Here is a 19603-nt window from a genome sequence, read left to right on the forward strand (position 1 = left end):
CTCTTGTTTAAGATGCTTCCTGATAGACTCTGCCACCGGGAAGTTGACTAAAATACTGTTTCAGAGCATCCAGACAGCGATGAATTTTCATTGGCTGCTGTTCACGTCGAGAGATAATTGCATAAAGAGTAAAAGCAGGCAGTTTCCACTCAGGCAATACCTCAACCAAAGATCCATTAATCAGATCTTTCTGCACATCCAGATAAAGAATACGCGCCAAGCCATGTCCATGCTGACATAATGATTTCGCGACCAGCACATTGTTACTGTACAGACGGCAACGCATTTCCAGGTCAACAACTTCACTTGTCACACCATGCTGGAATGAAAACTGCTGATAATTATTCATGACATTAATTGGAATAAGATCATGATTTTTTAAATCTTCAGGACGTGATATTGGAGCAGACTGGTTCAGGTAACTTGGAGAAGCAACCAGAATCTGCTCAACCCGGGCCAGCGGCACGGCGGTCAGATTAGAATCCTCTATTTTTGAACTCATGCGTACAGCAATATCAATACGGCCTTCAATCAGGTCAATATATTTATTCTCAGCCTCAAAATGAACAGATAAACCGCGATGTGCAGATATCCAGTGAGACAGAGCAGGTACAAGATGCATGGCACCTATTTCTGGCGTGGTCGCAATGCGCAGGTCACCGACCAGTTCATCGCGCAGTTCATTAATTCGAACCTTTCCACGTTCAGCAGCAGCGAGCATTTCTCGACAGCTGTGGAAAAAAGCTTGTCCCGCTTCGGTCAGACTCAACTTCCGGGTAGAACGATGCAGAAGAATTACTTCCATTTCATTTTCTAATGAGCGGATTTGCTGACTGACGGCGCTTGTCGTAATACCAAGTTCACGAGCCGCACCGCTAAACGAGCTTTTTTCAACAACGCAAGCAAATACTCCCATTGCCCGGAGTTGATCTAACATAAAATTCCCTCTGAACTTTGAGCTGTCTTTATTATTCAATATTTGATAAAAACAACTCGTTGTATTATACGGGGATTTTCTAGTTTTGCATTAATTTATTAATTAATTGGTAAAATGCTTGCCGGATTGATCGGTTTACCATCCAGACGGATCTGGAATTCCAGCATAACCTGATTCGTACCACTAGAACCCATTTCAGCAATTTTTTGTCCTGCTGTTACATTATCACCGCTTTTTACCAGCATTTTACTATTATGTGCATAAGCACTAATATAACCATCTATATGCTTAATCAGGACCAGATTTCCATACTCTTTCAAGCCATCTGCCGCATAAACCACCTGTCCGTCTGCTGCTGCAAATACTGGATCGCCCAGATTTCCTGAAAAACGGGTTCCTTTAATATTACTTGCCGGATTATAAGCCTGAAGTACAGGCCCATTGGCCGGTTTCACCCATCGTAATGTCGTACTACGAACCGGTATGCTCGGTGTAGGGCTGGTTGGCTGGACAGTCGTACGAGTAGTTGTGGTTACAGGCGGCGGTGTTGGCAGAGCAACACGCTGACGCTGAATTGGGGCAGCCTGGGTAATCGGCTGGGTTTGACTACGGCGTGTACCTGAATTTTTCAGGCGCAGTGACTGGTTTACATAAATCCGGTAAGGGGCTGAAATATCATTCATTTCAGCAATACTTAAATAGCTCAGACCATAACGCGCTGCAATACCGCTTAAGGTGTCACCAGAGCGTACTGTATAGTAATCTGGTGCAGTTGCATAACGAGTCGGATTATTGATCTGAGGTTTAGAAGCACAACCTGTAAGAATCAGGGTAGAAACAACAGCAACCGACAACACTATTTTTTTCATGATTGTTGTAGTTGGAACAGGAAATAGGCGGTGTTGTGGAACCAATTGCATTGATCTCCCTCTCTTATATAGACTCAAAAAACAACTGCGCTAAGGGTATCAAAAAAGTCCGGTGAAAATCATTTCACCTTTCCTTTTTCACAAACTTATAACATAACTGGTTTGTCCGTGTTTAGCTGAGCTCAAGATCTGTTTGTAAACTCTCCAGTATTGCATAGTTGGTGGCGTCCATCTGAATTGGCGTAATACTCACATAACCATTGGCAATTGCAAAAAAATCTGATTGAATCTGGTGAATATTTTCTCGCGGTTCTGTTACTGCCTCACCAGCCAGACCAATCCAGTACACTTGGCGGCCACGTGGGTCTACATGGCTGGTAATCGGTTTAGATTGAGAACGCTGACCCTGATAAGTAATCTGGGCACCTTTAAGTTCCTGTAGGTCTGGAATATTAATATTCAAGATATGACGTGGCGGTAACTGGGGCAAACCACGAGCAATAAAATCATGAACCCAACGAGCAGCAACCTTGAACTCATCAGGATGTACATATGAGCGTACATTACCGCCAGCAAGTGAAACGGCAATAGCCGGCTGCTTCATGAGACGGCCTTCAAAAGCAGCACCTACTGTACCAGAGTACAGTACGTCATCGCCTAAATTAGCTCCACTATTGATACCACTGACGACCAGATCAAACTCGAAATCAAACAGGCCATTCATAGACAGGTAAACACAATCTGCAGGTGTGCCATTAACAGCCCAAACATCTTCAGCAATAGGTACCGGTCTTAAAGGACGGTCTAGGGTTAACGCACTCGAATAACCACTCCGCTCGGCTTCAGGAGCAACCACAACTACACGACCTAAAGGTTTCAAGGCCTGTGCAAGCGCCTGTAGGCCTGGAGCAAACACACCATCATCATTGGCAATTAGAATATTCACACAAAAATCTCGGTTAAAAAAATGACTGTAGAGGACATTAAATTGAATTATTCAATAAATTATATATATTTGACTCTCTACATCTACCTATAAATTTGTGAAAACAATGATTAAGTCATTTTTATTACGGGGACTAATGAGTCTGGGGTTTGTTGCAGTCATGTCTCAGGTGGCACTGGCCAATGAGGGCTTGACTCAGCAAGAGGCTGATACACTGGTCAAAGAAGATATTGCAGGCACTCAGGTACTGGCAGAGGTATGTCCAGCAATCTTGGGGAAAAATACTCGTCTGGACACTAATATCCAAAAGCTGATTAACAGCTATCTGGGAGAATACTCTGATTCCTCAATGACTTATGCCCGTTTGCAAAATGATATAGAGTATAAGCGTGTGCTTGCTGAAGCACGTTCAGCTGCAAAAGAAGCTGATCAGGAAGAACAGAAATCAGTATGTCAGGATGTTCTGGACTTTGAGTAAAACATCGACTTAAAAATATAACCTGTTTTAGAAATCCCGGCTTTTCCAAGCCGGGATTTTTATGGTGCATGTACAGGCTAGATACACTTTATCTATTTTCTTTCCATGATTTTTGATTAAGCTGTTTTGCTAATTGCTTGTATTATGAGACTAAAACTGTATGAAATTAAAACACTTCTCTAAAATGGGTTTAGGTTTGTTCACAGCTCTTATGTTAACTGCGCCTGGTACTTATGCGGCAGAAAACAACAAAGCTGGTTCTGAAAATATTGATGTAACACCACAGCAGCAGGTTACCCAAGAAGAGCTCGCCGCTATTTATGTGTTGTCTGAGATTTGTCCGGGACTGATTGGTAAAGACCAGAAATTTAATGAGGGATATAGCCGTCTGGCTCAGGCACATATGCCTGGCGAGAAAAATGCAGTTTCTGCCCTAGAAAAACGCAGTAAAGCAAAAAATTTCCAGAGTGTTCTGAAAGAAGCACGTCAGGATGCTAAAAATGCAGGCAAATCTAAAAACACCCAAGTTTGCCGTGACGTCGCTAGTTACGGTGCCTAATACCCGATAGTTACAATACTGTATGAAATAAGCTGGCTTCCTGGTAGAAGTCAGCTGTGCTTTGGCCTAAAATGCTAGCCTCTTTTTGTGCTCATATTAAGTATTGGAACCTCCTAGAATGACCCGAAAAAGTGCCATTGCTGCCCTACTCTTATTACCATCTTTCTCATATGCAGCAACAGTCCTCTCTTCTCCACCAGAATTGAATAATAAATCCTATGTTCTGATGGACTATGAGACCGGGCAAATCCTGGCTGCAAAAAATGAAAATGAAAAGCTGGCACCTGCCTCAATGACTAAAATGATGACCAGCTACATCATTGAGCAAAAATTATTAAAAGGTGAACTCACCGAAAACGAACAGGTTCGTATGAACGAGTCAGCCTGGTGCCGAGGAAGCAGTTCTGAATCATGTATGTACGTTCCTTTAAATGGAACAGCCTCTGTCCTAGAAATGCTGCGAGGTATCATCGTACAATCTGGTAATGACGCATCAAAGGCCGTGGCTGAACACGTAGCTGGGAATGAAGGTACCTTCGCCCATATGATGAATCAGGAAGCAAAACGTATTGGCATGGTAAATACCCATTTCGTTAACTCGACAGGTATGCCAGCTGAAGGTCATGTTTCTACGGCCAAAGATATGGCCATACTTGCACAGCACATCATTAAAGACAGCTCTAAATATTATCCGATCTATTCAGAAAAAGAATTTACCTTTAACGGTATCAAACAGGGTAACCGTAATGCCCTGCTTTATACTGACCCAAGTGTGGACGGCTTGAAAACAGGACACACTGATGAAGCTGGCTTCTGTCTGACTACTTCATCAAAACGTGGTCCAATGCGACTAATTTCAGTAATCTTTGGTGCGCCAACCATGCAGGAACGCGCAACTCAGACTCGTGATCTGCTGGGATGGGGTTATGCCAACTTTGAAACTGCCAATGTACAACCTGCAAAACAGGTTCTGGCTAAATCAAAAGTCTGGTTTGGTCAGGAAAATGAGGTTGAAGTAGGTCTTGCCGAGAACTTTAACGTGACTATGCCAAAAGGTCAGGCCGACAAAATTAAAACCCAGCTGGTGGTTCAGCCTAAACTAAATGCTCCCCTCCAAAAAGGCCAAGTAGTAGGTAAACTGGTGGCTAGCCTAGATGGTAAAGTTATTGCAGAAAAGCCATTAGTCGCATTAAAATCGGTAGAAGAAGCAGGTTTCTTTTCACGTATGATCGACCATATTAAACAGTTCTTTAGCAACTTGTTCTAATTACACTTTTTAAGCTTATGCTAAAGTTAGGGCATCTTTACTGCGGTATGGATGCTTTTTATTTTATACTGACCTGATTTTTGATTGGTTCCCCAGAAATGAATAACAATATTCGCTCCTACCTCGAACATACACCACAAGTTGATAACAGCTGCTACATCGATAGCATGGCAGTCGTTATTGGAGATGTGCATTTGGCTGAAAATGTTTCTGTCTGGCCTTTTGCAGTGGTACGTGGCGATGTAAACAGTATTCGTATTGGAAAGAACAGTAATGTACAAGACCATTGCATGCTGCATGTTAGCCATAAAAAAGCTGATAAACCTGAAGGTTCTCCACTGATTATTGGTGAAGATGTGACGATTGGACATCATGTAATATTACATGGCTGTACTATAGGAAACCGGGTACTGGTTGGCATCAAGACCGTTATTCTGGATGATGTCATCATTGAAGATGACGTAATGATTGGGGCAGGCAGTCTGGTACCGCCACGCAAGCGACTGGAGAGCGGTTATCTATATGTAGGGAGTCCTGTACAAAAAGTTCGACCACTTACAGACAAAGAAAAAGAATTTCTTCCATACTCAGCAAGACACTATGTGAAAGTCGCAAATAATTATCAGGAAAATTAATTTATAGCCTAATGATATCTCTTCTATCATTTAGGTTTAAAATTATCTTGTCCAAGAAAAAATCTATGAACTCTGCTTAAGATCAACACTAACCTAAACATAGTCAGCTATGAGAAAAGACTAAAAATGATATTAAAAAGTATAGCTTCGAAGGCATTTCAGTAAATGCTACGGACAGCTCTCTTTTATATAGTATTAGGCTTTTTAGACTTATCAGCGTTCCGAAAATTATATGATTGAGCTTGTCTGTCGTCAGTAGCATAATCAGCCCTGTAACTGAGCCGGTTGAGCAAGGTGAATTTTATAACTGGAAGAAAAGCTATAATCATTTTTTAAGGAAAGTCGATCCAATTTTTTATTGATCGATGAAAAAAGTTTAAAGACTATTTTGGTATAGCACTCAGCTACTATAACAGCGCTTTTATCCTGCACTTCATCAATCTGGACCATCTGTAAAAGCAGATTCGTTTGACAAGGTTAACTCTGATATAAAGTTTCTGTATGATCAGCCGCTACTTGACCGGAATAATACAGCTATCAATTTTTTAAATCTAAAAATTCAGTTATATCTATAGTTCAGAAGTAAATAAAATTTAAGGGATTAATATTACTAAAGATATAAGTATGGTGGCTTTGGAACACCGGATCTTGAAACATCTGACTGTAAATGACGTTTGTGACCTGTAATATGGATAGGTAGCCAAGTGAAAAAATTTCAATAATTGATCGATATTTTCCAGCACAGATAATAAGCAATAAAATATTATTCAATACTTAGTCTGGCATGAGCATAGCCATATCCACCTAAATTTTGTAGAATACGGCTTTTACCTTCCGGTGCTTTTAAATGACTGCTTGGACACCACATGTGACTGTCGCAACCGTCGTAGAAAAAGATGGTAAATTTCTGTTTGTTGAAGAACAGGCTGAAGGCGTAACTCATACTGTATTTAACCAGCCTGCAGGCCATGTCGAAGCAGGTGAAACAGTCGTTCAGGCTGCTGTGCGTGAGACCATGGAAGAAACTGGTTATGAGGTAGAAATACACTCTTTGCTAGGCATCTATACTTATACCCCTCCCATGTTTCCTGATCGTACTTATTATCGTTTCTGCTTTCTTGCCAAGGCAGGCACTTACAATGCTGATGCACCACTAGACACTGGTATTGTCGGCGCAGTATGGATGACTCTAGACGAGCTGACCGAGACAGCCCGTGCACGCAGTCCACTGGTCATCAAAGCAGTTCAAGACGCACTGTCAGGGCAAAAATTTCCTTTATCGCTCATCTATGAGCACCAAAATTCTCCCCTTATTTCAAATCTGGATGCTTAATCCTATGCAACAACGTGTCATCGTCGGTATGTCTGGTGGTGTAGATTCTTCTGTTTCTGCAGCACTTCTTCTTCAACAGGGTTATCAGGTTGAAGGTCTCTTCATGAAGAACTGGGAAGAAGATGACGGCACGGAGTACTGTACTGCAATGAAAGATCTGGCTGATGCACAGGCTGTCTGTGACAGAATCGGCATCAAGCTGCATACCGCAAATTTTGCAATGGAATATTGGGATCGTGTATTCGAACATTTTCTGGCCGAATATGCTGCAGGCCGTACGCCTAATCCGGATATTCTTTGTAACAAGGAAATTAAATTCCGTGCATTTCTAGATCATGCCGTAAAACTGGGTGCAGATTTTATTGCTACTGGTCATTATGCTCGCCGTGGTGAAACTAAATATAATTCGCAAGGTGAAGCTTATGCAGAACTATTGCGTGGCGTAGATACGAATAAAGACCAGACCTACTTTCTGCATGCTGTTCATGGCCGTGAAATTAACAAGACTCTATTTCCAGTAGGAGAAATAGAAAAACCGCAGGTACGTAAAATCGCAGAAGAGCTTGGTCTGGCCACAGCAAAAAAGAAAGATTCAACCGGTATCTGCTTCATTGGTGAACGCCGCTTTAATGACTTTCTTAAACAGTATCTGCCAGCACAGCCGGGGAAAATCGTTCTCGATGATGGTAAAGAGGTTGGTGAGCATCACGGGTTAATGTACTATACACTCGGCCAGCGCGGCGGTATTGGAATTGGTGGCTTAAAAGGTGCGGCTGAAGGTGCGTGGTTTGTGCTGTATAAAGATATTGCGGGTAACCGTCTGGTAGTAGGCCAAGGCCATGAGCATCCTCTTATGCAGAGTACAATTCTTTGGAGTGAAGCGATTGACTGGGTTGCGGGTGAACAGGAAATTCCTGCATCCGGATTACGTTGTACAGCAAAAACTCGTTATCGCCAAGCTGACCAGGATTGTACGGTTTATAAAGATGATTCTAGTACGCAAGGGGTACGGGTTGAATTTGATGATCCCCAACGCGCAGTTACACCAGGACAAAGTGTAGTATTTTATAGTGGTGAAGTTTGCTTAGGTGGTGGCGTGATTCATCATACCAATGCACCTGTTCCCGATTTTATTTAGCAAGGAAGTGATCAGGCATGGTTGATTTCCCCTTTCAACAGCCTCAAACCCTGAGTGAGCGCCAAAACAGGGCTTTAGCCTTGGCAGCCGTATTCCAGGCTACTCAGCTTACTCATATGACCGCCATGTCCGGTCAAAAAAGTATGGGCGAAAGTGGCAATTTCTATTTCGAACAGCTGATTAAAGCCAGTTTGAATATTCGCCCAACTGTTAATCATTCTAGCCAGACACTCGATTTTTTTAATCACCTTGCCGATATATCTTTAGGTTTAAAAACGCTGGAAAGCAGTATAATCCAGCCTTTTTCAAGCACCCCCAAATCTCGTATTCCTAAAATCTCGGCAGCTAAACTGCCCATGTCGTATGCTATGGCCTTGCTGCAATTAGAAAAGAAGGTTTATCGGAATCCGGAATATGTCCAGATTATTGAAAAATCTCAGCAAAAAATATTAAAACAGCTTTCTTTTTTCGATAATAATTATTTGCACCCCAGTATTCTTGCCAATCTTGCCCAGACCTATGTCGATACAGCAGGACAGATTAATCCGCGTATTTTAGTTCGTGGTAACGCTGAAGCATTTAAAGACACACAACATACCAACCGGATTCGCGCCAGCCTGTTTACTGGTCTGCAAATGGCACATTTGTGGCGTCAGCTCGGTGGCAGCTCCTGGAATATGATTTTCAGGAAACGTAAATTACTACAGGATATTCAGGATCTCGCTCGTTTACAGTATCAGGCGGTTTAACTGATGCAAAATGGGCTTGCTGCTTAGCTTTAATTCCAGACTTCAAGGAATCACTATGAACGCTTTAACTGCACTTTCACCACTCGACGGGCGCTACGCAAGCAAATGCGATGCATTACGCCCTTATCTTTCTGAGTTTGGCCTGATCCATGCCCGTGTTACTGTTGAAGTGCGTTGGTTACAAGCGCTCGCAAAACATCCTGAAATTACTGAAGTTGCTGATTTTAGTGCTGCAACCAATGCTGCTCTTGACCAGATTGTTACAGAGTTTTCTGAAGCTGATGCTAACCGGATCAAGGAAATAGAGCGCACCACTAACCATGATGTCAAAGCAGTCGAATATTTCTTGAAAGAAAAAATTGCCGGTATTGATGAGCTAAAGAATGCAGGTGAATTTATTCACTTTGCCTGTACATCTGAAGATATAAATAATCTGTCTCATGCATTAATGCTGAAAAATGGCCGCGATGTGCTACTGAAAAGCATGCAACAGTTATTAAACTCAATTATTGCCCTGGCTGAAACGCACGCAGACCAGCCAATGTTGTCCCGTACTCATGGCCAGACAGCCAGTCCGACTACCTTGGGTAAAGAAATGGCAAATGTTGCCTATCGTCTGGCGCGTCAGATCAAGCAATTTGAAAATGTTGAACTGCTTGGGAAAATCAATGGTGCAGTAGGTAACTATAATGCCCACCTTTCAGCTTATCCAGATATCAACTGGCCAGCACACTCTCAGGCTTTTGTTGAGTCTCTAGGTCTCACCTTTAATCCGTATACAACTCAGATTGAACCGCATGACTACATGGCGGAACTCTTTGATGCCCTACGCCGCTTCAACACCATCCTGATCGATTTTAACCGGGATGTATGGGGTTACATTTCTCTAGGTTATTTCAAGCAAAAACTTAAAGAAGGTGAAGTTGGTTCATCCACCATGCCACACAAAGTTAACCCGATTGACTTTGAAAACTCTGAAGGTAACCTCGGTATCGCTAATGCAGTACTGGCTCACTTGGGTGAAAAATTACCTGTTTCTCGCTGGCAGCGTGACCTGACGGACTCTACCGTACTTCGTAATATGGGTGTAGGTTTTGCACAAAGCCTGATTGCGTTTGATGCATGTCTTAAAGGTGTAGGTAAGCTTGAGCTAAATGCTAACCGCCTGCTTGAAGATCTTGATCAGGCACAGGAAGTACTGGCAGAACCGATTCAAACAGTAATGCGTCGTTACAACGTAGAAAAACCTTATGAAAAGTTAAAAGCATTGACTCGTGGCCAGGCTATGACGCGAGAGATGATGGTAAACTTTGTAAATGGCAATGAGCTGGAAGCCGTGCCTGCTGCTGATCGTGCCCGTCTTGCTGAAATGACCCCCGCAACTTATACCGGCAATGCTGCTGAACAGGCAAAACAGCTTAAAGAGCTGATTGAAAAAATCTAATTGAAAAAATAAAAAAGCGGAGCTTTGGCTCCGCTTTTTTATTATGATGACTTTAACTTATATATTTAAACTTAAAGTTTTCTAAAATTAAAATGATTGATTACCATTTACATGCGAAACATTGGGGTGTCTTTATAATTTTAGCTTTGGCTGTGATGATTGCCAGCATTCATCCAATGGAGCTATCTTCTTATCTTCTCCATCAACTCGGCACCCTATTGATGTGGATTGCTCTGATTATTCTTATTAAGAAAATCGGACTCGGCTTTGGTAGCGTAACTTCTTATATTATCTTTCTGCTGATTCATGTATTAGGTGCCCATTATCTCTATTCTTATGTTCCTTATAATGAATGGTTCATTCAGTTATCAGGGATAGATTTGAATCAGATGATGGGCTGGCAACGTAACATGTATGACCGTCTGGTACACTTTGCTTATGGTTTACTACTCTATCCGGTATTTTTAAGGTTACATCAGGTTTGGCTACCAGATTTGAAACCTTGGATATGGTTTATCCTTGTGATTGAGTCTGTCATGAGTACCAGCCTGATTTACGAATGGATAGAATGGCTGATAGCAATTAACTTATCACCTGAAGCTGCAGAAAACTATAATGGCCAGCAAGGTGATATTTGGGATGCACATAAAGATATATTGCTTGCAACTCTCGGAGCAATAATGACAGGTATCATCGTTTTAATTAAGGAGAATTATAAAACTTTATTAAATAGATCTTGAAATATTATTAAATAATTTTTTTTAATATTTTTATAACATGTAGTTATCTAGATTTATGCTAATATCCTTTTAAACAAAAATTTATTTTACTTAGCTGAAATAAATATACACACATTAATATCCAAAATAAAAAATTAAGCTTGAAAAATTAAATTTATTGTTCATAAATAATTACAATCTACCCTTAATAAAGTTCTAATTTGTATATTACGAGCAATAATTATATTTTATTGAGATTATAACCCTTTTCTCTGTAATTATCATTTACTCTAAAAATACACTTAACTTTTTCTTTGATTATCTTTAATTTTATTAAAAATTATCACAACTTATATAATATCCATTATTAAAACTAACTTTATCAAAAATGTTTTATTAGAAGCTGAATACTATTCATTTTTATAAAAAATAAGAAACAAAATATTAGTATTAATTTTTAATAAAATTAAATATTATAAAAATCAAATTAATACAATATAATTTTTATTATATTCACAAAAGTTAACTATTTCTCTTATTTTAATACTGTATGAATATTATACACATTATAATCAATACAGGTGAAGAAATGGCACATAATATTATTTTAGTTACTTGGAATGAATCAGCACAAGCCTTTGAAAATTTTAGTAAATTTAAAGACTCCCCTATTAAGGATATTAATGAAGTTACGCTTTTAAAACGCCAAGAAAATGGTAGTTTTAAAATTGAAGAACAAATAGATCCCAAACAAAATAATGGGATTTTAAGTGGCAGCCTACTGGGTTCTTTAATTGGAATATTGGGTGGCCCACTTGGCTTACTTTTAGGTTTTACCACGGGTGCATTAATTGGTGGAACCTATGATATTAATCGTGAACAAGATGATTTAGCTGTACTGGCTAGAATTAGCCAAGCATTACCCCTCGGCACTGTGGGTATACTCATTGATATTCATGAAGCGTCTGAAGATTTTATTGATGCGCTTTTTGAAAAAACCGGAGCAACAATTTATCGCTGGGATTATGAAGATGTACAGGCAGAAATTGAAGCCAGTATTGAAACCTGGCAAGAAACTCAACGTATTGCAAACTTGACTTTGAAAGAACAGAAGAAAGCTGAGCATAAAGCAAGACGTCAAGCTAAATGGGAAGCTTTTAAATCCCATTTCCATCGTGAGCATGCTAAATAATTTCTCTGTATAATTGTCCTGTTTTTACATCAATATAATTTCCTATTAAAAAAGCTCACTTTAGTGAGCTTTTTTAATAGGACTTCACGATAATCTTAAAGTTCTGGATCACGCATCTGTACCAGATTGGAACTGGCTTTAGCCAAGGTATCCATTACTTTATTTAGTACTGCTGGCACCAGTGCATCTGCCATTTGCGCGGCCTGAAGACCCAGTTTTTCGCCTAAGGTTGGTTTACGGCGAGTTGAAATAACATACACATCATGCTGTGGTAGAGCACTCAGTAAATACTCATCTGAAGTTTTCAGCTCATCTACTAAATTTAAATCTAGAGCATCCTGACCATACCAATGCTCACCTGTTGCTACTTTCTCAACATTTAGTTTTGGGCGGTATTTTTCTACAAAATGCTTAAACAAAGCATGGGTCTGTTGCAGTTCCTGCTCAAATTTGGCTTTACCTTCTGGCGTATTTTCGCCGAACATAGTAACAGTACGCTTATATTCGCCTGCAGTATAAAGCTCAAAATCGACATTATGTTCTTTTAATAAACGGTTAAAATTTGGTACCTGAGCCACAACACCAATTGAACCAACAACAGCAAATGGTGCGGTAATAATTTCATTTGCAATACAGGCCATCATATAACCACCGCTGGCAGCAACCTTGTCTACACAGATAGTTAAGTGAAATCCTGCATCACGTAAACGCACCAGCTGTGCTGCTGCGAGTCCATAACCATGTACCATTCCACCCGGACTTTCCAGACGCACCACTACACGGTCTTTTCCTGCTTTAGCCGTTGCCAGAATCAAGGTGATTTCTTCACGCAGATTTTCAACAGCTGAAGCTTGTACGTCGCCTTTAAAATCGATGACATAAATTTTCTGGTTATTTTTTTTACGTGCCCGCCCTTCTTTTGCCAGTTGTTGAGCAAGTTGCAATAATTCGAGTTTAGACGCTGTTGTCTGCGCAATTTTTTTTCGTTGTTCATTGACACGCGCATTAAGATGGCTAATACGAATCTCTGCGGGTAACTTTGGCGTATGAAATAACATAAAAAATCTATTCTCAGTTTAATTCGGTTTGTATCTTTAGATTAGGTCACTACTGGCATTTTTCAATAGCTTTATTATGTTTGTTATTTGCTCGTTCTTGTCTGATCAATAAAGCATATTGATTCATGATTGCTTTGATGGCGAATAAACGGAAATATATCCAGAATAATCCTGAATATAATACACCTATAATGAAGGCATTTATTGGCCACCAAGTTTGAATCCAGAAGTTACCACGTCGACCATTTTCAAAAGGGGTAAGCAGTGAGTACATCAGAATAAATAAGGCCAGGAACAGAAGAATAAAGCAATATTCTTTAAAAGGGGTATGCATAAAAGGTTCTTTACCTTTAAGTTGAGCAATGCGATAACGATACATTTTAAAATCAGAATTTGCCTTAATATAAGCTCGCCATTTTTGGCCAACCTTAATATTACTTTTTTGTCGTTTTAACCAAAAATAAAGTACAAAGCCGATTAAACTCGATACAACCACAAAGATGTCATATAACCAGCGATGATAATTGGTCATTCCCGGACTTTGAGATGTTGCAAACAAGCCATGATGGGGTATTAAAGTTGCAAGAGCTATACTCAATCCTACCATCAGCATAGCAAAATATTGATCTATATATTTGGTGCCAAACAGAACCTGGAATAAGTCTTTTAAAGCATGTTTCGAAATTTTTGCGTATTCTCGTTCTTCCGGCGTCAATTGCATTATTTTTTTAGCATGAAATTTTTATATCTCGCATCATAACAAAAAAACAGAGTATCAAGACTCTGTTTTTTTTAATATCTCAGGTTAAATAATTAGCCGAAGCGTCCTGTAATATAAGCTTCAGTCAATTGATGATCAGGCTGTGTAAAAACCTTTTCCGTAGAGTTGACCTCAATCAGATCACCTAAATGGAAATAAGCTGTCCGGTCAGATACACGCGCTGCCTGCTGCATCGAGTGAGTTACAATCGCAATGGTATACTGATTCGAAAGCTCCGAAATCAGTTCCTCTACCTTTGCAGTCGCAATCGGGTCAAGTGCAGAACATGGCTCATCCATTAATATCACTTCTGGACTTACCGCAATAGTACGGGCAATACATAAGCGCTGCTGCTGTCCACCTGAAAGTCCTGTACCAGGCTGATTCAAACGGTCTTTGACCTCATCCCAAAGTCCAGCCTTACGCAGGCTGTTTTCGACAATTTCTTCAAGGTCGTATTTGTCACGTGCCAGACCGTGCAGTTTAGGCCCATAAGCAACATTATCAAAAATCGATTTTGGAAACGGATTCGGCTTCTGGAACACCATTCCGACCTGTGCACGCAGTAATACGACATCCAGATTTGGATCATATATATCTTGCTGATCCAGTGTTACTTTTCCTGTAACCCGGCAGCTGTCAATAGTATCGTTCATGCGGTTCAAAGTACGCAAAAATGTTGATTTACCACAGCCTGATGGTCCAATGAATGCAATCACTTCATTTTCATAAATTTCAAGGTCAATTCCTTTGATCGCTTCTGTTTCGCCATAATAAACATGGACATCATCAGTGCAGATTTTGACTTTGTGTGCTGTTTCTTTTTTAGACGCTGCAGATGTATCGAACTGGGATACAAACGAAGTTGCAGATGTCTTGCCTGATCCGGTGACAGGTATTTGGGTTGGTTCTGAATTCACGGACGGTTCCTGCTTGTAAGCATTCATAACATTAGTATTCATATCTTGTCCTCAATTACCAGCGTACTTCAAATTTCTTACGTAACCAGATGGCCAAGCTGTTTAGGCCAATCATGAGTGCCAGCAGTACAATAATGGCGGCTGCTGTACGCCCTTCAAAAAAGTTACGTAATTCATTGCCCTGCCACAGAAAAATCTGTACAGGTAAAGCCGTGGATTGATCTAATGGGGAGGTTGGCACACTGGCCACAAAGGCACTCATACCAATCAATAATAGAGGAGCTGTTTCACCTAGTGCCTGCGCTACCCCAATAATTGCACCGGTTAAAATTCCTGGTAATGCAAGAGGTAACACATGATGAAAAATAGTTTGTACACGGGATGCACCCAAACCTAATGCAGCTTGACGAATTGAGGGAGGTACAGCTTTTAACGAGGCCCGTGTTGTGATAATAACCGTAGGCAATGTCATCAAACTCAGTACCAGACCACCCACTAACGGTGCCGATAATGGCAGATGCATCCAGCCAATAAAGATCGCAGCACCTAGTAAACCAAATACAATTGAAGGTACAGCGGCCAGGTTATTGATATTTACTTCAATAATATCGGTAATATAATTTTTTGGCGCAAATTCTTCCAGATAAATCGCACTTGCCACACCGATTGGAATCGAGATAAAGATGACAATCAGCATCATAAACAGCGAACCCATAAAAGCGCCAGCCAGTCCTGACGTTGCAGGAGAACTACGCGAATCGGGATTCGTAAAGATTTGAGTATTAAATGAAGTGGTCAATACACCTTGTGCTTCCATTTCATCTGCAAGCTTGCGTACTTCTGGACTTAACTGCTGCTGCTCATCCGGAAGATCACGGTCAATCTGGCCATGCACCCAGACATCCACATTGGCATCAGCCAAAATCTTGATGTCTTGCGTTTTACCAATTAAAGTGGGATTTTCAAATACCATATCGCGTAATCGGTAAGATTCCGAGCTGGTATAAATCTCCCCTAGCTCATCACGCTGTGGCGCCAGTGCAGGTGCTTTAGAGATAATACCATTTACGATCAAGGCATCCCAATCTACCATACCCATCTTTGTTTGCCAGGCAATGTAACGCTCCTGGAACTGGGCTGGACTTTCGCCTGCTTTTTGAACTGGACGTGGTCCGGCGTCAATAATATTAGGGTCAAAATATACAGGTACCGACATACCAGCTTGCCAGAACGCGGGCAAACCTTTAATCAGAATACTGCCAAAAAGTAAAGCCACAAAGAATAGCCCGGCCATTACTGCACTAAAGCCAGCAATACGGAAGATTTTCTCTTTACGATGACGCTTACTGAGTGATTTGGCAATTCTGTCTTTACGTTTTGCGCGCAAATCGGCAGCAGCTTGAGCATCGAATATATCTTTTTGGCCCAGCGGAGAAGTATTGGATGTACTCATTCGTATTGCTCGCGGTATTTACGCACAATGTAAAGTGCAACAATGTTAAGACCCAAAGTAATTACAAACAGGGTTAAGCCCAAGGCAAACGCCACCAGTGCCTGTGGACTGGCGAAATCAGTGTCACCAGTAAGTTGGTTAACGATAGTAACTGTTACTGTAGAGACAGCTTCTAGTGGGTTACCGTGCAGGATTGGACTGTTACCCGCAGCCAGCACCACGATCATGGTCTCGCCAATGGCACGTGAAGCAGCTAGCAAAAAGGCACCAATAATTCCGGGTAAAGCTGCTGGAAGTACCACCTGCCTAATGGTTTCAGACTTGGTCGCTCCAAGTCCCAGTGAACCGTCCCGTAGTGAACGCGGCACCTGAGTAATAATGTCATCTGACAGTGAAGAAACAAAAGGAATAATCATAATTCCCATCACAAAACCGGCAGTCAGTGCACTGGTTGCATTGATATGCAGGCCAACCGTATCTCCCAGCATCTTAAAGAACGGGCCAATGACCATTAAAGCAAAGACACCATAAACAATCGTCGGAATACCCGCCAGAATCTCAATAGTGGGCTTCGCCCAGGAACGTAAACCTGGAGATGCATATTCAGCCAGATAAATCGCAATTAACAGTCCAATTGGGACAGCTACCAGCAAAGCGATAGCACTGACCATGAGTGTGCCCCAGATCAGTGGCAACAAACCATAACTGCCTTCTGCGCCACCTGATGTACTAAAGCCCGGATTCCACTCTGTTCCAAAAAAGAATTCCAGAGGACTGACGAACTGGAAAAAGCGCATTGCTTCACTAAACATCGAAAGTACAATGCCAATCGTGGTCAGAATAGCAACTCCTGAACATAAAATCAGGCCAATATTAATGGCTTTTTCGACCTGATTACGTGCTCGGTACTGCTGACTTACATGTTTTTTTGCCCAGACCAGACCACCTAGCGCTACAGCAATAACCACAGCCATTTTGGAAAAGTTACCAATCATCTGGAATTTGGCTAACTGTTCTGCCGCTGCAACCTCATAAGCTGCTGGTTGATCACTTACCCCAAAACCTGATGCAATTGCCCTGATTCGCTCAACGATAACATCCAGTCCAGCAGGGTCCAGTGCCGTTACAGTCGCTGCCGGTATATTATTAAGGATAATATGCTTTAGAATATTTGGCTCAACCAGATTCCACACAATTAAAATTATAAAAGCCGGTATACCACACCATAATGCAACCAGTGCGCCATAATAGCCCGGACGCGAATGCAGACTGGCAGAATTATTCTCTTTACCTGCCAGTTTACGGCTTTTGGTGAGCCCAACCTGATAAGCAATTGCAATCAGCGCCAGTAACACTCCAATGAGCAGCAGATTCATGTATTCTCCACAATTCTTTCACATGACCGCATGAAAAAATCTTATTTACGCGAAAGCTGATGGCAGGTCTTCCCTGCCATCAGTCTTGAATAAGTCCACCTTACTGAACAGTTTTACCTGCTTTAAAATTTGCCAGTACTTTGGCACGTTCTGAGTCAGACAGTGAAATCAAGCCAGCCTTTTCAAGTTTAGAACCTTTACCTGAAACCTTTTTATTCAGGAAGTATTCTACATACTGCTCAAGTCCTTTGATTGATTTCAGGTGCTCACCTTTTACATAGAAGAACAGTGGACGGGAAACAGGGTACTTACCAGAAAGGATAGTTGCTTCAGACGGTGTTACATTATTTACTGTTGCTACACGCAGGCGGTCACGGTTCTGGTCATAAAAACCTAGACCAAATACACCAACTGCGCTCGGATTTGTTTTCAGACGGCTGAGTGTTTCAGTATAGTCACCTGAGATTTCAATGACACGACCATCTTTACGGAAAGTCGAACATACAGTTTTTTGAGTATCTTTATCTAGATTCTTGTTGTACTCATATGCTTTACAGCCCAGATCAACCATTTTTTCCTGGAACACTTCACGTGTACCGTGGTTAGATGCTGGAATAACTAAAGTAATCGGTTCATTTGGCAAGGTCTTGTCAATCTGGTTCCAGCGAGTATACGGGTTAGCAACCAGTTTACCTTTAGAAGGCAGTTTTTCTGCCAGTGCCGCATATACATGGTAAGGCTTTAACTTGAAGGCTGCCTTGTTGGCATTTGATGCAAATACAATACCGTCATAACCGATCTTGATTTCCTGAACTTTGTTTACACCAGCTTTTTTACAGCTAGCAAGTTCAGTATCTTTAATTTCACGTGATGCATTTGCAATATCAATTGTATTGTCGCCTACACCCTGACAGAACTGTTTTAGTCCGCCTGAAGTGCCACCAGAACCTACAACTGGTGTTTTAAATTGTGGAAAAGTATTACCAAACTCTTCAGCAACAATACTCACATATGGAAGGACGGTTGAAGAACCGGCAATCTGAATGGTATCGCGAGCCGCATTCGCGGTTGTTGCTGCAGCTGCCCCAGTAACTGCTAAAATGATGCCAACATGACGTGGATTTAAGCGCATTCTCTTCTCTCTTAATTTTGCAATTTTTCCGTACTCCACTTGTTTACAGTGTTAGTACATTTTGGATAAGTGCATTTTGAGTTTAAAATATGACAAATAAGTTACACCTTTATGACACTTTCATGATCTCATCTAGAGCACTTCATATATTAAATTAACTATATAATTATATTAGAATTTTTATTTTAAATTTTTTCAAATAACAAGATTAACATTTAAAATTATATTAAAGAGATTGGGTCAAACATTTAATCCCGACATCTTATAAACTAGAATTAATTCTGTATCACTTTTATTAAGGTAGTTTTTCACTGTAATAGATCTATACAGATTCTGAGTTATCTTAAAAAATTTCAGTATGACTAATCTATAAAAGTTAGAATTGAGCTTTCTATATTTATAAGATGTGATATAGCTCACTACATAAATAGTGTACTAGCTAACAGATATTTAAGCCTAATAAGAATTTCATCAATGAGTCCCCTGCTATGGGAGTGCGATCAAGCAGAGCATTTGTATACCTTCTCCAGACCTATAAATAGAAATTTATAGATTGAAGTATTCTAATAGGCTCAGTTAAAAAAATTTTAAAGGAAAGTGATTAATACCTGAAATCTAAAAACTGGACCATTGGTTTA

The 19603-nt window shown here is 40.7% G+C and carries 19 protein-coding genes; 10 read left to right on the forward strand and 9 right to left on the reverse strand.

Annotated features, from left to right (window positions below; genetic code table 11):
• Positions 1 to 7: 7 nt before the first annotated feature.
• The 3 genes from B3X18_RS10850 to surE all read right to left on the reverse strand — a co-directional run bounded on the left by B3X18_RS10850 (position 8) and on the right by surE (position 2752).
• The gene (locus B3X18_RS10850) at positions 8 to 937 is read right to left on the reverse strand and encodes a LysR family transcriptional regulator (protein WP_005015015.1); all 930 of its coding nucleotides are present in this window, start codon (positions 935 to 937) and stop codon (positions 8 to 10) included.
• Between the two features lie 98 nt (positions 938 to 1035).
• Complete coding sequence (locus tag B3X18_RS10855; protein ID WP_005025337.1) at positions 1036 to 1857, reverse strand: peptidoglycan DD-metalloendopeptidase family protein; 822 nt, start codon at positions 1855 to 1857, stop codon at positions 1036 to 1038.
• A 121-nt stretch (positions 1858 to 1978) separates the two neighbouring features.
• Entirely contained in the window at positions 1979 to 2752 is a 774-nt protein-coding gene (gene surE, locus B3X18_RS10860; protein WP_005015018.1) for a 5'/3'-nucleotidase SurE, read from the reverse strand.
• A 106-nt stretch (positions 2753 to 2858) separates the two neighbouring features.
• On the opposite strand from surE, the gene B3X18_RS10865 reads away from it, so the two are divergent.
• The 10 genes from B3X18_RS10865 to B3X18_RS10910 all read left to right on the forward strand — a co-directional run bounded on the left by B3X18_RS10865 (position 2859) and on the right by B3X18_RS10910 (position 12266).
• The gene (locus tag B3X18_RS10865) at positions 2859 to 3230 is read left to right on the forward strand and encodes an MCR_0457 family protein (protein WP_005025334.1); all 372 of its coding nucleotides are present in this window, start codon (positions 2859 to 2861) and stop codon (positions 3228 to 3230) included.
• A 160-nt stretch (positions 3231 to 3390) separates the two neighbouring features.
• A complete protein-coding gene (locus tag B3X18_RS10870; protein WP_005025333.1) occupies positions 3391 to 3789 on the forward strand; it encodes an MCR_0457 family protein in 399 nt (132 codons plus the stop codon).
• Between the two features lie 118 nt (positions 3790 to 3907).
• Positions 3908 to 5056: a D-alanyl-D-alanine carboxypeptidase PBP5/6 gene (gene dacC, locus B3X18_RS10875; RefSeq protein WP_005025331.1), complete on the forward strand. Its 1149-nt coding sequence runs from the start codon at positions 3908 to 3910 to the stop codon at positions 5054 to 5056.
• Between the two features lie 98 nt (positions 5057 to 5154).
• On the forward strand, positions 5155 to 5691 hold the full coding sequence (locus B3X18_RS10880; RefSeq protein WP_005015027.1) for a gamma carbonic anhydrase family protein: 537 nt from the start codon (positions 5155 to 5157) through the stop codon (positions 5689 to 5691).
• Between the two features lie 847 nt (positions 5692 to 6538).
• Positions 6539 to 7024: an NUDIX hydrolase gene (locus tag B3X18_RS10885; RefSeq protein ID WP_005025328.1), complete on the forward strand. Its 486-nt coding sequence runs from the start codon at positions 6539 to 6541 to the stop codon at positions 7022 to 7024.
• Between the two features lie 4 nt (positions 7025 to 7028).
• Positions 7029 to 8162, forward strand: a complete 1134-nt coding sequence (mnmA, locus tag B3X18_RS10890; protein ID WP_005025326.1) for a tRNA 2-thiouridine(34) synthase MnmA — start codon at positions 7029 to 7031, stop codon at positions 8160 to 8162.
• Between the two features lie 17 nt (positions 8163 to 8179).
• Positions 8180 to 8911, forward strand: coding sequence for a high frequency lysogenization protein HflD (hflD, locus tag B3X18_RS10895; RefSeq protein WP_005015036.1), 732 nt, complete (start codon positions 8180 to 8182; stop codon positions 8909 to 8911).
• Positions 8912 to 8966: 55 nt separating this feature from the next.
• The gene (purB, locus tag B3X18_RS10900; RefSeq protein WP_005015038.1) at positions 8967 to 10355 is read left to right on the forward strand and encodes an adenylosuccinate lyase; all 1389 of its coding nucleotides are present in this window, start codon (positions 8967 to 8969) and stop codon (positions 10353 to 10355) included.
• 92 nt (positions 10356 to 10447) lie between these two features.
• A complete protein-coding gene (locus tag B3X18_RS10905; protein ID WP_005015040.1) occupies positions 10448 to 11095 on the forward strand; it encodes a DUF2238 domain-containing protein in 648 nt (215 codons plus the stop codon).
• Positions 11096 to 11663: 568 nt separating this feature from the next.
• Positions 11664 to 12266 (forward strand): DUF1269 domain-containing protein, encoded by a 603-nt coding sequence (locus B3X18_RS10910; RefSeq protein WP_005025323.1) that lies wholly within the window; start codon positions 11664 to 11666, stop codon positions 12264 to 12266.
• A 95-nt stretch (positions 12267 to 12361) separates the two neighbouring features.
• On the opposite strand, the gene sohB is transcribed toward B3X18_RS10910, so the two are convergent.
• The 6 genes from sohB to B3X18_RS10940 all read right to left on the reverse strand — a co-directional run bounded on the left by sohB (position 12362) and on the right by B3X18_RS10940 (position 18965).
• Positions 12362 to 13324 (reverse strand): protease SohB, encoded by a 963-nt coding sequence (gene sohB / locus B3X18_RS10915; RefSeq protein ID WP_005025322.1) that lies wholly within the window; start codon positions 13322 to 13324, stop codon positions 12362 to 12364.
• Between the two features lie 49 nt (positions 13325 to 13373).
• On the reverse strand, positions 13374 to 14045 hold the full coding sequence (locus B3X18_RS10920) for a hypothetical protein (RefSeq protein WP_017401209.1): 672 nt from the start codon (positions 14043 to 14045) through the stop codon (positions 13374 to 13376).
• A gap of 92 nt (positions 14046 to 14137) precedes the next feature.
• Positions 14138 to 15046 carry a phosphate ABC transporter ATP-binding protein PstB gene (gene pstB / locus B3X18_RS10925; protein WP_005015045.1) on the reverse strand — a complete coding sequence of 303 codons (909 nt, stop codon included), beginning with the start codon at positions 15044 to 15046 and terminating at the stop codon, positions 14138 to 14140.
• Positions 15047 to 15059: 13 nt separating this feature from the next.
• On the reverse strand, positions 15060 to 16457 hold the full coding sequence (gene pstA / locus B3X18_RS10930) for a phosphate ABC transporter permease PstA (protein ID WP_005025316.1): 1398 nt from the start codon (positions 16455 to 16457) through the stop codon (positions 15060 to 15062).
• Positions 16454 to 17833: a phosphate ABC transporter permease subunit PstC gene (pstC, locus tag B3X18_RS10935; RefSeq protein WP_005025314.1), complete on the reverse strand. Its 1380-nt coding sequence runs from the start codon at positions 17831 to 17833 to the stop codon at positions 16454 to 16456. Before pstC ends, pstA begins: the two co-directional genes overlap by 4 nt.
• Positions 17834 to 17933: 100 nt before the next feature.
• Positions 17934 to 18965 carry a substrate-binding domain-containing protein gene (locus B3X18_RS10940; RefSeq protein WP_101160915.1) on the reverse strand — a complete coding sequence of 344 codons (1032 nt, stop codon included), beginning with the start codon at positions 18963 to 18965 and terminating at the stop codon, positions 17934 to 17936.
• Between the last annotated feature and the right edge of the window lie 638 nt (positions 18966 to 19603).

Origin of the sequence: Acinetobacter sp. UBA6571 (assembly GCF_002434085.1) — a bacterium.
GTDB classification, from domain to species: Bacteria; Pseudomonadota; Gammaproteobacteria; order Pseudomonadales; family Moraxellaceae; genus Acinetobacter; species Acinetobacter radioresistens.